This window comes from Geotalea uraniireducens Rf4 (assembly GCF_000016745.1).
Classification (GTDB): Bacteria; Desulfobacterota; Desulfuromonadia; order Geobacterales; family Geobacteraceae; genus Geotalea; species Geotalea uraniireducens.
Genome location: NC_009483.1, coordinates 225,008 through 238,481 on the forward strand (window position 1 = coordinate 225,008; position 13,474 = coordinate 238,481).

The 13,474-nt window shown below is 57.1% G+C and carries 14 protein-coding genes; 5 read left to right on the forward strand and 9 right to left on the reverse strand.

Features of this window, described 5'->3' with window-relative positions:
• The 4 genes from GURA_RS00820 to GURA_RS00835 all read left to right on the forward strand — a co-directional run bounded on the left by GURA_RS00820 (position 1) and on the right by GURA_RS00835 (position 5,116).
• Positions 1-654 (forward strand): hypothetical protein, encoded by a 654-nt coding sequence (locus GURA_RS00820; protein ID WP_041245199.1) that lies wholly within the window; start codon positions 1-3, stop codon positions 652-654.
• A gap of 84 nt (positions 655-738) precedes the next feature.
• Entirely contained in the window at positions 739-2,649 is a 1,911-nt protein-coding gene (gene selB / locus GURA_RS00825; protein WP_011937109.1) for a selenocysteine-specific translation elongation factor, read from the forward strand.
• Positions 2,650-2,801: 152 nt separating this feature from the next.
• Entirely contained in the window at positions 2,802-4,508 is a 1,707-nt protein-coding gene (locus tag GURA_RS00830) for a methyl-accepting chemotaxis protein (protein WP_011937110.1), read from the forward strand.
• Between the two features lie 194 nt (positions 4,509-4,702).
• Positions 4,703-5,116, forward strand: a complete 414-nt coding sequence (locus GURA_RS00835; RefSeq protein ID WP_011937111.1) for a response regulator — start codon at positions 4,703-4,705, stop codon at positions 5,114-5,116.
• Here the strand turns inward: GURA_RS00835 and GURA_RS00840 are convergent.
• The 7 genes from GURA_RS00840 to hemH form a co-directional block, all read right to left on the reverse strand.
• On the reverse strand, positions 5,104-7,077 hold the full coding sequence (locus GURA_RS00840) for a TraB/GumN family protein (protein ID WP_011937112.1): 1,974 nt from the start codon (positions 7,075-7,077) through the stop codon (positions 5,104-5,106). The two genes, GURA_RS00835 and GURA_RS00840, sit on opposite strands and share 13 nt — an antisense overlap.
• 70 nt (positions 7,078-7,147) lie before the next feature.
• Positions 7,148-7,819, reverse strand: coding sequence for a cysteine hydrolase family protein (locus tag GURA_RS00845; protein WP_011937113.1), 672 nt, complete (start codon positions 7,817-7,819; stop codon positions 7,148-7,150).
• A 135-nt stretch (positions 7,820-7,954) separates the two neighbouring features.
• Positions 7,955-8,353: a type II toxin-antitoxin system VapC family toxin gene (locus GURA_RS00850; protein ID WP_011937114.1), complete on the reverse strand. Its 399-nt coding sequence runs from the start codon at positions 8,351-8,353 to the stop codon at positions 7,955-7,957.
• The gene (locus tag GURA_RS00855) at positions 8,346-8,582 is read right to left on the reverse strand and encodes an AbrB/MazE/SpoVT family DNA-binding domain-containing protein (protein ID WP_041245201.1); all 237 of its coding nucleotides are present in this window, start codon (positions 8,580-8,582) and stop codon (positions 8,346-8,348) included. The genes GURA_RS00850 and GURA_RS00855 overlap by 8 nt, the downstream gene beginning before the upstream one ends.
• 195 nt (positions 8,583-8,777) lie before the next feature.
• Entirely contained in the window at positions 8,778-9,596 is an 819-nt protein-coding gene (locus tag GURA_RS00860) for an AAA family ATPase (RefSeq protein ID WP_011937116.1), read from the reverse strand.
• Positions 9,597-9,796: 200 nt separating this feature from the next.
• Positions 9,797-9,979 (reverse strand): hypothetical protein, encoded by a 183-nt coding sequence (locus GURA_RS00865; protein ID WP_011937117.1) that lies wholly within the window; start codon positions 9,977-9,979, stop codon positions 9,797-9,799.
• Positions 9,980-10,027: 48 nt separating this feature from the next.
• Entirely contained in the window at positions 10,028-10,987 is a 960-nt protein-coding gene (hemH, locus tag GURA_RS00870) for a ferrochelatase (RefSeq protein WP_011937118.1), read from the reverse strand.
• A gap of 171 nt (positions 10,988-11,158) precedes the next feature.
• Between hemH and GURA_RS00875 the strand changes: the two genes are divergently transcribed.
• Entirely contained in the window at positions 11,159-11,872 is a 714-nt protein-coding gene (locus GURA_RS00875) for a cyclase family protein (RefSeq protein WP_011937119.1), read from the forward strand.
• A 44-nt stretch (positions 11,873-11,916) separates the two neighbouring features.
• Here the strand turns inward: GURA_RS00875 and GURA_RS00880 are convergent, their stop codons facing one another.
• Together GURA_RS00880 and GURA_RS00885 are read right to left on the reverse strand one after the other, a co-directional pair.
• Positions 11,917-12,807 carry an RluA family pseudouridine synthase gene (locus GURA_RS00880; protein WP_011937120.1) on the reverse strand — a complete coding sequence of 297 codons (891 nt, stop codon included), beginning with the start codon at positions 12,805-12,807 and terminating at the stop codon, positions 11,917-11,919.
• Positions 12,804-13,325 carry an NUDIX hydrolase gene (locus GURA_RS00885; protein ID WP_011937121.1) on the reverse strand — a complete coding sequence of 174 codons (522 nt, stop codon included), beginning with the start codon at positions 13,323-13,325 and terminating at the stop codon, positions 12,804-12,806. The genes GURA_RS00880 and GURA_RS00885 overlap by 4 nt, the downstream gene beginning before the upstream one ends.
• Positions 13,326-13,474: the final 149 nt, after the last annotated feature.

The following is a 13,474-nucleotide window of genomic DNA, read 5'->3' on the forward strand; positions in this document are numbered from 1 at the left end:
GTGACTTGCGGCGACCCTTCAATCTGGCTGAAACATGTTATCGGGGTTCATGATAAGGTGCTGCAATCGATCATCGATGTCTGGCCTGATTGTGCCAAGCGCTTTGACTCTATGGCGCTGGAAAACCACATTACTGATCAACTGGTTTTATCTCTCCAACGTGATCCACAATCTCGGAAGAACTGGCTGGTTGTTCCTCAGCTCAAACTATTGGATGAAGATCTAGCGGGAGATGTAGTAACAAAAGGTTTTATAGATTTTGTCATATATTTTGACCTTATACAGGAAAACTATATCGCCTACGAATGCAAACGATTGAATGTCAACTTTGACAGTGGCTTTGAATCACTAGCGGATAAGTATGTCGATAAGGGCCTAATGCGTTATGTTTCGGCACAGTACGCCCAAGGAATGCCGTTCGGAGTCATGGTCGGCTATGTGCTCGACAACGATGTTCAGGCAGCTCTTGAGGCGGTGAAAAGTCAAATCCAAAAAAAGAAAGGCAAATTGTTTTGTTTTGATAATCTGCCAACATCCGACTTGCCTACTCTCTCCTTTACTTTTCGATTTTCAAGTACTCACATCAGAAAATATGCAGTTATTGAAGTTCAGCATTTACTGCTGCCATTAACGCCTGGCGACCTCATCGAGTAGCGCTTCGATATGTCGGCAGACACATTATTTCTGCGGCAGTTTCCCTTGCTATTTTACTAATCGCGCACATCATGGAGCGACGTAATGAAGCATCTCATTCTCGGCACCGCCGGACATATCGACCATGGCAAGACATCGCTGGTCAAGGCCCTCACCGGCATCGACACCGACCGGCTCAAGGAGGAGAAGGCGCGCGGCATCACCATCGAGCTCGGCTTCGCCCATCTGGAACTGCCTGGTGGCATCCGGTTCGGCATCGTCGATGTGCCGGGGCATGAGCGCTTTGTTCGGGCCATGGTGGCCGGTGTCGGCGGCATGGACCTGGTGATGCTGGTCATTGCCGCTGACGAGGGGGTCATGCCCCAGACCCGCGAGCACCTGGAGATTTGTCAGCTCTTGGGCGTCAAGAAGGGACTGGTGGCGCTGACCAAGAGCGATCTGGTGGACGGCGACTGGCTTGGGCTGGTTGGGGAAGAGGTGCGAGATTACCTCTCTGGCAGCTTTCTTGCGGAGGCGCCGATTATTCCGGTGTCGTCGCGGACCGGTGCCGGACTGGTGGAGTTGAAGCAAGAGCTGGCGCGGCTGGCAGCGGAAGTGGAGGAGAAGCGGCACGACGGACCCTTCCGGCTCCCGGTGGACCGGGTCTTCACCGTCACAGGCTTCGGCACGGTTGTCACCGGCACCCTCCTCTCCGGTGAGATCAACGTCGGCGACGAGGTGGAACTCCTTCCGGCAGGACTTTCATGCAGGGTACGGGGCATCCAGGCCCACGGCGCAAAAACCGACAAGGGGCTGGCCGGCCAGCGTCTGGCCGTCAACCTCCAGGGGGTAGAGCATACCGAGGTGGAACGGGGCGACGTTGTGGTTCCCAAGGGGCTTTATCGTCCGACCCGCGCCGTGGATGTGCGCCTCAACTACCTTAGCTCGGCGCCCCGGGAGCTGAAGCACCGTGCCACACTCCGTCTCCACTCCGCTACCTACGAGGTGCCGGCGCAGGTGATCCTCCTCGACCGCAACACCCTTCAGCCTGGCGAGACGGCCTATGCGCAGCTCCGTCTGGCCAAGCCCGTGCTGCTCCTCCCGGGCGACCCGTTCGTGCTTCGCACCTATTCGCCCCAGGCCACCCTTGGCGGCGGAGCAGTCCTCGATCCCGACCCGCCCAGACGGCGCAGGCGCTCGACCGACGCGTTGGCGCTGCTCCAGGCAATCGAGGCGGGAAGCGAGACGGAAAAGATCCGGCTCCTCGTTGCCGCCAGCCTCCTTTCCGCCCTTTCCCTCGACGAGATGGTCAGCCGCACCGGAATGTCGGCGAAAAGGATCGATGCGGTCCTGGCAGCACTCCTTTCATCGGGGGAGGTGCTCCAGGTGGTACGCGAGCCGCGCATGTTCATCGGCAAGGTGGCGTTCGATACCCTTAAGGCAAAGCTGATGGAAGAGCTGCAAAGCTTTCTCCGCGACAACCCGATGAAAGACGGCATCAGCAAGGAAGAGCTCAAGTCGCGTATCCCCAAGCGGAGCGATCCCCGCTTCTTCGGACCGCTCCTGGCCGCCCTGGAAAAAGAGGGGAAGGCCGTCTCCGATCGGGACATCGTAAAGCTGCCGGGGCGCAAGGGTGAGGCGACCGCCGGTCAGGCGGGGGTCCAGGCAAAAATCGAGGCGGCCCTGCAACGAGGGGGGATGGAGCCGCCGACCATCAAGGAGCTGTGCGACTGGTTCAAATGCACGGAGAAGCAGGCGCTGGAGCACCTCAACTTCCTCTTCCGCGAGGGGCGGGCGGCCAAGATCAAGGGGGATGTGTTTTACGCGCCACAGCCCCTGTCGGAGATCCGGGAGAAACTGATCGGCCACCTCAAGGCCAAGGGAGAGATCACTCCGTCCGAGTTCCGGGAGCTGACCGCGCTTTCCCGCAAGTTCATGATCCCGCTTCTGGAATATTTCGACCAGGAAAAGGTGACCATCCGCGTTGGGGATAAGCGGGTGCTGCGCAAGGGGTGAGCTGCGCTAAGCCAGGCAGTGACATTCCGTGCAGGTTGAGGAAAAATAGAACCATGTTATTCTGTTACGGCTTTTCACTTGCTATGCAAAGAGGTTATCTAGTATATAATGCTTAACGGCAGTTATCATTAACCAAGCACCAGGAATACTCCATGGCAAAAAACCTGAAACTCGGTTCCCGTTTCATCCGGTTTTGTCTCATCAGCGGATTCATCATCGCCGTAACCGGTGTTTATTTTGCGCGCACCATTTACGCAGATCCGACGACCAGTTCCATCATGCAAAGCAACGCCAACCTTGCTGCTATCGCCTTTGCCCTGAATGCCCTGATAGCGCTGGTAGTCTTCTGGATGCTGACCGCCAGGAAAATGGTGCAGCGTGTGCAGATCCTGGCTGCTGCCATGAACCGGGGGGCCGAGGGGGACCTTACGGCAAAGGTGGAGGTTGATTCCGTTGACGAACTCGGCATGCTCGGCGGCACCTTCAACGGCATGCTGGAAAAGCTGGCGGGCATGGCCGAAAGGGTCAATGTTTCGATCCGTGAGCTGCGGCGCATCTCCGGTGATATCAAGGAGGTATCCCAGCGTGGGGTTTCTGTTGCGGAGATCCAGTCCGAAGGGGTAAAGGGGACGTCGGGTGCCGTACAGGAGATAAACGCCTCGGTGAACGGAGTTGCCAGGGCAGTGGAAAGCCTGTCCCGCTCTTCAGCCGAAAACTCTTCATCCATTCTGGAGATGTCCGCCAGCATCGAAGAGGTGATAAAGCACGTTGAAGCACTGGCCAATGCGGTTGAGGAGGTCAGTACCTCCATCAGCGAAATGGCGGCGGCGGAAAAACAGATCGGCGCCAGCGTAAACAATCTCATGGCCGATTCCACCACTACGGCCAAGCTGGTTGCGGAGATGGACGGTTCCATCAAGCAGGTGGAGCGGAATGCCTTGAATACGGCCACTATCTCGGAAGAGGTGCGCAACGATGCGGAATCGGGACGGGTGTCCGTTGAGGCGACCATATCCGGTATCGGTGAAATCCGCCGCTCTTCCCGCATTACTTTTGAAGCGATACAAAACCTCTCCCTGCGTGCCGGCAACATCGGGAAAATCATTCTCGTCATAGATGAACTGGCCGAACAGACCAACCTTCTCGCCCTGAATGCGTCTATAATCGCCGCCCAGGCTGGTGAGCACGGTAAGGGCTTTGCTGTGGTGGCTGAGGAAATTAAGGAACTGGCAAGACGGACCGGCAATTCAACCAGGGAGATAACGGATATCATCAAGGGTGTGCAGGAAGAGACCCAGCGGGCCGTCAAAGCGATCAATCTGTCGGAACAGCGGATTGTCGAAGGCGAACAATTATCGCAACGATCCGGAGAGGCGTTGAACAAGATAGTTGCCGGTGTCCAGATGGCTACCGACCAGGTAAGTCAGATCGCCCGGACTACCGTCGAGCAGGCCCAGGGGAGCCAGGAGATAAGCAGGGCCATGGAACGCGTTGCGGATATGGTCAAGCAGATAGCCAAGGCCACCCGGGAGCAGGGACACGGGAGTGAACTCATCATGTCGGCAGTGGAAAGGATGAAGGGTCTGACCAGCCAGGTGAGGTCCTCCACCTTGGAGCAGAGCAGCTCAAGTAATTTGATCGTCCGTTCCACCGAGGACATTACCACCATGATAATGAATATCAGGCAGGCCTGCACGGTACAGACAGAGAGCAGCCGACAGATTGTCGCGGCCATTGAACACATTCAGCAGTCAACCAAAACCAACGTAGAGTCCACCCGGGTGATGGACGGCGCCATGGCCGGTCTTTCCCGCCAAATCGAAGTTCTCAGCAACGAGATGTCCGACTTCAAGGTTTGAACAGAAAACCCCTCGCCAACTCGATTAATATTAATTAGTTAACCTCAAATTAATTTGACACCGCAAATAAACATGCTAAATTTATAGAATTGTTACGTCGAGGATTCCCATTTGTAATCGATCGCCCATAAACCTTCCGCGACAGCGGCCAAACTTCATCCTGTAATGCGATATGAAATATGGCGGAGGATTTCGTGAACGAACAACCGATCATGGTGGTTGAAGACAACCCGGATGACGAATTGCTGACCTTACGGGCATTAAAAAAATGCAATGTCCATAATGTTGTGGTGAGCCGGGATGGGGCGGAAGCCCTCGATTACTTGTTCCTGGCCCGGAACGAGGCTGCCGCCGAAAAGTATGTCATGCCCCGGTTCATTCTCCTCGACCTGAAGCTTCCCAAAATAGACGGGCTCCAATGTCTGCTGGCGATCCGGGCAGACGAGAGAACCAAGGATATTCCGATCATCATCGTCACCTCTTCGAAGGATGAGCGCGACATGAGCCGCTGCCGGACTCTGCGGGTGAAAGGTTACCTGAACAAACCGCTCGATCCGAAGGAACTTGCCGAAACGCTCCAAGAGCTGGGGATCAACTACCAGACGTAATCTTTGGCAATTTCCCGCTTGTCGTGTCCGTAGAGGATATGGAACACCCGCAGCTTTTTCAGCTTAACCGGTGACAGAGAGCCTAAAGGAATGTAGACGATCTTTTTGCCGAGCCGGGCCGCGATCTGTCTGAAATAGCTTCTGGGGGGCCTCGCAGCCACATAGACAACATGATTTTCAGGCGAATAATCGAGCGCCGCCAGAAGCAGCACTTCAGATTTCCCCCGAGCAAACGAATAATCCCCATCGCTCCAGACATCGAGCATCCGCCGCGGCGGGTAGGAGAGCAGAAAGCCGCCGTATTCGCACCGGGAGATGCCGGGACCGACGATGTTGTCGTCGGGCGGGGTGGCGTAGAAGGCCATGTCCGACTCCTGTGCATGTTCCCCGAGCCAGGTCATGAGGTAGGGATACCTGTCGTTGCCCCGGTCCTCGTCGAAGATCACTACTATTCCACCGACCCCACCCTTTACCCGCTGATTTTCCCGTACATAGATCCTCCCCTCGTGGATGTTCCTGAGCGTCTCGCGCATATCGATGCCATCGAGCATTGAGGCCGAGAAGGGCTCCACCCGGCTCTGCTCTTCGGAGAGCTGCTTCGCCCCCTTTTGTTTCAGGAACCGGCCGTAATCTTCGATGATCAGGTCTTCCGGCGGGTAGGAGCAGATGGACTGGTTGTCGAACCCTTCCAGCCACTCGCCGGGACGTTTTTCCTTCTTTCTCCTGAGAAAGGCCAGCGGCGAGAGCCCCTTGCCTCGCCGCTGCTCCTTCGGGCGGAAACGGATGCGGCGGCTTCCCGCCCAGAGATCCTCGGGGTGCAGGAGGATGGTGGGGATGTCGCTCTCTACCTTCTGCCAGGGTGTGAAGGAGGCGAGGCGGAAAAAGGCATAGGCGAAGTTGTCGTCCACGCAGGAGCGGGCAGCGGCGAGCATCTGGAAGAAGTCGGGGAGGAGCATGCCGGATGTGAGGGCGTAATTGCGGGCAAAGCGGAAGAATGCCCGTTTCTGCCAGATATGGACCGGTTCGCCGGTCTCCTGCCGGTAGTGGCGGGCGGTCTCCAGAAAGAGGCGATAGGCGACACGCTGGCGGTCTGGCATCTCCCCTTCGCCCCCCACGTGGCGGGTGCTTCTGATAACGGATTGCCGCAATACCTCTTCTTCCGGCACGTCCTTTTTCCCGCCGAGAATCAGCTCAAGGGCGTTAAACTGCTTCCTCAGAGACAATCCATCTGTTGCCGGTTCCGGCGGCAGCTCGCCACGGCGCAGCTCAAAAATAGCGGAAAGGAACGGGTATTCAGCCAGAATCTCCCGGCAGGAGTCGGGATGGAGATTGAAGAGCCGGACGTTTTCCCTTCTTACCTTGGCGAGGGGCTCTCCCTGGGGATGAACGAAAAATGTTTTTATCCGCTCCAGGTGGTACATGCCGCAGACGAAAAGGATCCGTCCATGTTTCGCGGAAAGGTTTTGCAGATGGAAAGCCATCCCCTTTTCCCGGTGCAGGTCCGCTTTGCCGGGTCGGGTGGCGCGGGCAGCCCTGACGAACTCGTCGTAGTAGGCCTTAAGGCCCAGGCGCTGCACCGCGTAGGAGTCGGGGAGGGCTTCGTCGTGGAGTGGATAGTCGTCCAGGTCCACGTCGATCAGCTCAAGCGGTATATCCTGCTCCAATGCCAGCCGTGCTGCCTCCACCAGCGGGTCGGCCGGCTCGATGATGAGGTAGATGTTCTGCGCCGCCTCCGTCTTGCTCCCCGGCTTTGTCTCGTAGCTGAGAACGGATATTTCCGGCAGCCGGCCGATGCCGCGCAGAAAGGCGGATCTTAGGGTAGGTGGGAGTTCGATGCAGATGCAGTCGGGCTTGAGCCGCGCCACTGCTTCCCGCACCAGGTGGGCAAACTCCATCCGATAGTGGAGGATGGGGATGGCATGGACTGGACCGAATTGTTCGAGATGGAGTCTATGGGGCATGGGGAAACCTCTGTTCTACATTCATGAATTCACCGTATTCTCCCGACCCTTATCCACGCTCCTTTTCCGCTCAGGAAGGGAGTTCGGTCAATTCGCGACTGTTTATGATCCTGATGCCATTCTGTCGGTACCGCTCCAGCACCTTGGCCATGTCTCGTCCGGTCAGGACGGCATCCTGGATAACCGTGACCTTGTACCCCCGATTAAGCGCCCCGAGCGCCGTGTAGTAGACACAGAATGCGGCATCCAGACCTACCAGAAAAACTTCATCCACCTGACGGGCAATAAGAAACTGTTCAAGCTTCGGGTTTGAAAAGGCATCGGTTCTGTTCTTTTTGAAGTCATTGTTGTTGATGATCATGATGCGGCGGTCAATACGTGGTTCAAGCCGCCCTGCGAGTATGCGCCCTCCATGGAGCCTGGTGATGAGGTCATTCCCAAAGACCTGCCGGATATAGGCCACCTCCATCCCGGCTTGATCGAACCAGTCGATCACCCTGTTTGATGCAGCAATCATCGCTCCAAGGGGTGTGGACGTGGAAAGGGGAATGGACTGTCGGTTGCTGCCGCCACCGCTCTCCTGGATATCCATGACCAGCAGCGCCTTAGTGGGGTGAGGGTAGGCCTCAATCCGTTTACCCTTGGTGGGGATGAACATGTTTCGCATGACGAACAGGCCGAACAGGAGCATCAGGACAGCGAATAGCGCCAGGGCTGTGAGGACGACGTTCAGAAAGGTCATGGTCGCTTTTCTCCGTATTAGAAAGAAAAAGAATAAGAAGTTCAGACCTACGCTTTTGATTGTCAATTATGTAGGTTTGACCCTTTTCCATATGACCCTTTTCCATAGGTCTTACCTTTATGGCTCAGTCCTACATCACACCCAGATAACATTTACCAGATGCTCGACCATCTTGAATTCCGGGTCACCCGTAATAAGGTCTGCTGAATGCTCCATGGCCGAGGCAAGGGCAAAGGCGTCGGCATAGGATATGGGATAACGGGCCTTCAGTTCCGCGGCTCGGAAGACGAGGTCATTAGGACATGGGAGAATCGTAAAACCTATCCGCTGAATGTGAATGAACACCTCCAGCTTTTTCTGTTCGCCCAGTCGCCGCTGGGTTATGTAGATGATCTCACCCAGGTTGATGGCGTTGATCAGGCATGGCGTCTGCTGGGCAATGGCCTCTTTCAGCAGATCTCTCACCTTTTCCCCGCCCGTTTCCTTTTGAAAGAAGCGAAGCAGGGCAAAGCTGTCAAAAAGGAGCTTACTCACCGGCGAAGTCCTTCCCACGTTCCTTCAGCAGCTCATCCGCCAGCGATGGGCCGGGAGGCAAAGCCCCATAAGCGGCTTCCACCGCGTCCTTCACCACCGGCGCAATGCAGATCATCTCGCCATACTCATAAATCTGTACAAGCGCACCAGGTTCCATATGATGGCGTTTCCGCAGTCCCGCCGGAATTACCACCTGCCCCTTGGTTGACACCTTGGCTGTGTTGTCCATACCCGCTCCGCTAGTAATACGTTTTGTTAAAAACGTACAACATTCATTTCCTTTGGTCAAGGAGCAATTTTCTTGAATCAAAGATGTTCCTCAAAACCTATTTATGTTAATTCTTGAGCTCTGCTGACCCCTCTGGTTGGCTCGTTCGAGCCCGCATGTCAACGGAACATCGCTGGTTTACGGAGATGGGTGGTGCTACTTCAAATACCGCAGCGCTTCTTCGCCAAGTATCCGCTCCACCGCCAGCGGCAAGAGCTCCTTGGGCTCCTTCTCCGTAGCGGCCATCATCTTCAGGGCGTAGCGGGCTATGTTTATGCCGTCCCGCACCGAATAGAGCTCATCGGCGGCATGGGCGCGCTGCAGAAAGTCCACCACGTACTTGAGGATCGCGCTGCCGGCAAAGGGGAGGTTCTCCTTGAGGATATGCAGCTCCTCGTCCGCTTCGGGAAAGTCGATGTAGATCTGCGGCTGGAGACGGGAGTGGATGTATTCGGGCACCTCGAAGGTGGAGGCGTCCTCGTTCATGGTGACGACGATGCGGAAATCGGGATGGGCGGGGATGCGCAGGCCGGTGATGATCGATTCAACGTAGCGCCGGTCGTCCAGAAGCGGTGCCAGCGAAGCCCACGCCTTTTCGCTCATCCGGTTCCCCTCGTCGAGGATCAGCACCCCGCCGCTGACCATGGCGGAAACCAGGGACGAGGCGGCGTACTGGATCTTGCCGTCAGGGCCGATCACCGGCGTGACGATCAGGTCCTCCGGCCGGGTGTCCATGGTGGCCTGGAAGAGATAGACCTTGCGCCCGAGGGTGCGGGCCGCGGCATAGGCGAGGGTGGTTTTCCCCACCCCCGGTTTGCCGATCAGGCGGGGGTTGAAGGGGATGTCCCGCTCGTCGATGACCATCCAGGCTGCGAGAAGCTGCTTCAAGAGCTCCCCCTGGCCGACCCATTTCAGTGAGAGCTTCACCGGATTGGCCAAGGTGAGGTTGATATCGTCTATAGTTATTCTCTCCATCCATCCTCCAGTTTTTTCGGAACGAGGAGCGAAGACAAAGGTTCGAGGATCGAGGATAAAGGATCGAGGATAAAGGATCGAGGAAAACCATAACCTAGAACCTAGAACCTAGAACCTCGAACCTCGAACCTCGAACCTCGAACCTCGAACCTCGAACCTCGAACCTCGAACCTCGTTCCTCGAACCTTGCTCCTTGCTCCTCAGGTATTGTGTTCATGCAGGTACATCATCGCCAGCCTCGCCCTGTTCTCCAGGCATTCGGGGCAGAGCTCGCCGGCGTCGTTCCAGACCTCGGCGGCCAGCCATTCCCCGGCCTCGGCGAAGACCGATCTTGCCTCCGCATTTTCGTCAAATTCGCATTTACAAATGGTGCAGGTTTTCATACTTCATCCTTCATCCTTCATCCTTCACTTTTCACTACTCACTACTCACTACTCACTACTCACCGTTTTGTGCACCAGGTTCGCCAGGCAGTCGATGAACAGGGGGGACGTGTTCAGCGACGGCGAGCGGCGGAAATGCTCGATGCCGAGCCCTTTTGCCTCTTCCGCATACTGGATGTCGATCTCGTAGAGGGTCTCGATGTGGTCCGAGACAAAGGAGAGGGGGACCATGAGCAGCTCCTTGCACCCCCCCTTTGCCAGCTTTTGTATCATCTCCTCCGTGGAGGGCTCCAGCCACTTCACCGGGCCGGCACGCGATTGAAACGCCAGGTGATAGTTCACGTTCCCCAGCCGCTCCATGACGAGACGTACCGTTTCCAGAATATGGGAGAGATAGGGGTCACCTTCGTCGATGAAAGACTGGGGGAGGGAATGGGCGGAAAAGACCAGCTCCACTTCCGATCGGTTGGAAAACTGCGCCAAACCTTCCTCGATTTTTGCCGCGAGGGCCGCGATATAGAGGGGGTGATCGTAGAAGCGGTCCACATAGCTGACCTCGAACCGTGCTCCGGCCTCTCCCAGGACCCGCTTCAGCTCGTTGATGCTGGAGCCGGTGGTTGCCCGTGAATAGTGGGGGTAGAGGGAGAGGGCGATGACGCGGGAGATGCCTTCCCTCTTGATGGCCGCCAGGGCATCGATGGTTGTGGGTTTCCAGTAGCGCATGGCGACGAAGCAACGGAAATTTCCGCCGAGCTTTTCTTCCAGGGCCTGCGCCTGTGCTTCGGTCAGCTCTCGGATCGGCGATTTGCCGCCGATCTGCGAGTAGTAACCTTCCACCTTCGGCGCCCGTTTGCGGCAGATGCGCCGGGCAATGAACGGCTGCAGGAAGGCTGGTCCGATCTTGATAATTTCCCGATCGGAGAAAAGATTGAGGAGAAAAGGCTCGACGGCTTCAATGGAATCCGGTCCACCCATCTGGAGAAGGAGTACGGCGGTCTTTTCAGGCATTGTCACCTCGTGTTACAGGCAGGGTGTGATGGAACGGAACAATTCAACGCTGATATGAACAGCTATTAAGCAATAAGGGCGTCGATTTGTCAATGGGAATCCCCGGCAGGCGGGGGCGTGAGCTGTTTTCCGACGCCTCTCGCAAATCCTGTTCAGGTGTGTATAATAATCATGTATCTCCATTCCGGTTGTTTCGAGGTGGCCATGAAGATCTACGACATAACAATGCCGTTATCTGCCGATATGCCGACGTATCCGGGGGACCCGACGGTAAAGATCGAGCCGGTGACCAGGATCGCCCGGGGCGATGCAGCCAATGTTTCATGCATTTCCATGTCCACCCACAGCGGCACCCACATCGACGTTTCACGCCACTACAGCGACCATGGCCTTTCCGTGGATCATCTGCCCCTGACCCTTCTGGTCGGAAGAGCCTTGCTGGCGGAGGTTCACGGGGTGAGAGAGATAGGACGGGAGCAGTTAAAACGGTTGCCGCTGAAAGGGGAAGAGCGGCTTTTGCTCAAAACGGACAATTCCGCCTTGTGGGTCCGGCAGGGGTTTTGGGAAGACTATGCCCATCTGACCGAAGACGGCGCTGCCTATCTGGTGGAGATGGGGGTGAAGCTGGTCGGCATTGATTACCTCTCGGTTGAGCGCCATGACGGCAACGGGGACGTGCATCGGCTCCTCCTGGGCAATGGCGCGGTGATCCTGGAGGGGTTGAACCTGGACGGCGTTTCTCCGGGGAATTATGAACTTATCTGTCTGCCGCTGAAAATAAAGGATGGCGATGGCGCGCCGGTCAGGGCGGTGTTGCGGAGCAGAGAGGGGACAGGAACCGAGAAGGAATTTGACGCGCATACGAGCAAGTGGCCGCTCGCCTGAGCGTTGGGGATGCGGCGGCAATGCAAGGGCATTCTCCGCTCAGGTCAGAGTCCCTCTGTCTCTATGCCGAAGTCCCGGCAGGCCTTGAGAAACCCCTCATCAAGCGGCGCAATCGCCTGCACCGGTTTGCCGTCCCTGGAGGTGAAGGCCATGGAGCGGCAATGGAGCATCATGCGTGCGGCGGTGTCGCCGCCGTAGGTAGTATCGCCGATGATGGGAAGGTTGCTGTGCACGAGATGGACCCGGATCTGGTGCGTCCTGCCGGTAAAAGGGAGTGCTTCGAGGAGGGTGGCGCCCTTGCCCACAGCAATGACCCGGAATGCCGTGCGCGCCTCCCTGCCGGGGAGGGCCACCCCGTACCTGAACTTGTTCAGCTTGGCTATCGGCGCATCCACCGTCCACTGCTCTTCATCGGGCACGCCGGCAACCATGGCCCAGTAGACCTTTTCCACCTTCCCCTCCTTCAGCAGGAAAGAGATGTGGGTTGCGGCGCGCTTGTCCTTCGGGAAGAACATCACCCCCGATGTGCCGCGGTCGAGGCGGTGGATCACCCGGGCAGGCTCTTTCGAACCGAGCGATTTCATATAGGTTTCAACCGCGTACTCCACCGTTCCCTTCAGCTGGTAAGGGGTGCGCTGGCTGTTGATCCCCGCAGCCTTGTTCACGGCCAGATAGTTTGCGTCCTCGAAGAGCAGATCCTCCTTCCGGTAGGATATTTCGACGCAGCGTTCCGGCTCCATTACCCCCAAGGCGATCAGGTCTCCTTCCCGGAGGGGGCGCGAGGCCACCCGCACCAGGGCTTCACAGATGGTGCAGCCGCCCCAGTCGATGATGCGGCGGATCTGGGTTTTGGAAAGCTGCGGAAAAAGCTCCTTAGCCCCATCGTCGAGGCGCATTCCCGCATGATCGGCTCCCACCACAACCTTGAGAATCATGGTGCCCTCCTGCTCGCCCGGAACAGGGCCGTAATGGTCTTGCCGTCGCTGATTCCGCCGTCTACCGCCATCTGCACCGCCTCTGCCAGCGGCAGGCGCATGGTCTCGATATCTTCGTAAACCTCGGGGTCGGCCTCCCCCTGGGTCAGACCCGTGGCCAGATAGAGGTGGACGACCTCATCGAAGACTCCTGGAGAGGTATGAAGGTGGCCGAGGGGTTCCAGGCTTTCGGCGATCAATCCTGTTTCCTCTGCCAGCTCTCGCCGGCCGCACTGCGCCGGATCTTCGCCGTGGCCGAGCCGCCCGGCAGGCAGCTCCAGCATGAAGGCATCCGCCGCGGGCCTGAGTTGCCGGATCAGGGTGACCGTCCCGTCGGCATGGAGCGGCAAAACCCCTACCCCGCCGGGATGGCGTATGATCTGGTAGGTGTGCCACCCCTTTGTCCCCACCTTCACGTCCATCTGTTCGATATTCACCACGAGCCCCTGAAAAAGGGTGACCCCGTTCCTTGTTTCCATGCCTGCTCCGTTTTGTCAGATAAACATCAACATTTTTAATAGCATTATTCATCTTGTATGTGAAGCCGGTATTTGCCGGCTATTCCCCGCCCCTTTACAGCCGCGGGCGGAGTGCTATGATTAAATCATAACCTCATAACCATATCCAA

Excerpts from the sequence above, each read along its gene's own strand:
- selB (WP_011937109.1), top strand. The coding sequence starts at position 739 with ATGAAGCATCTCATTCTCGGCACCGCCGGACATATCGACCATGGCAAG.
- GURA_RS00830 (WP_011937110.1), top strand. The coding sequence starts at position 2,802 with ATGGCAAAAAACCTGAAACTCGGTTCCCGTTTCATCCGGTTTTGTCTC.
- GURA_RS00840 (WP_011937112.1), bottom strand. The coding sequence starts at position 7,077 with ATGCCCCATAGACTCCATCTCGAACAATTCGGTCCAGTCCATGCCATC.
- GURA_RS00845 (WP_011937113.1), bottom strand. The coding sequence starts at position 7,819 with ATGACCTTTCTGAACGTCGTCCTCACAGCCCTGGCGCTATTCGCTGTC.
- GURA_RS00855 (WP_041245201.1), bottom strand. The coding sequence starts at position 8,582 with ATGGACAACACAGCCAAGGTGTCAACCAAGGGGCAGGTGGTAATTCCG.
- GURA_RS00860 (WP_011937116.1), bottom strand. The coding sequence starts at position 9,596 with ATGGAGAGAATAACTATAGACGATATCAACCTCACCTTGGCCAATCCG.
- GURA_RS00865 (WP_011937117.1), bottom strand. The coding sequence starts at position 9,979 with ATGAAAACCTGCACCATTTGTAAATGCGAATTTGACGAAAATGCGGAG.
- hemH (WP_011937118.1), bottom strand. The coding sequence starts at position 10,987 with ATGCCTGAAAAGACCGCCGTACTCCTTCTCCAGATGGGTGGACCGGAT.
- GURA_RS00875 (WP_011937119.1), top strand. The coding sequence starts at position 11,159 with ATGTATCTCCATTCCGGTTGTTTCGAGGTGGCCATGAAGATCTACGAC.
- GURA_RS00880 (WP_011937120.1), bottom strand. The coding sequence starts at position 12,807 with ATGATTCTCAAGGTTGTGGTGGGAGCCGATCATGCGGGAATGCGCCTC.
- GURA_RS00885 (WP_011937121.1), bottom strand. The coding sequence starts at position 13,325 with ATGGAAACAAGGAACGGGGTCACCCTTTTTCAGGGGCTCGTGGTGAAT.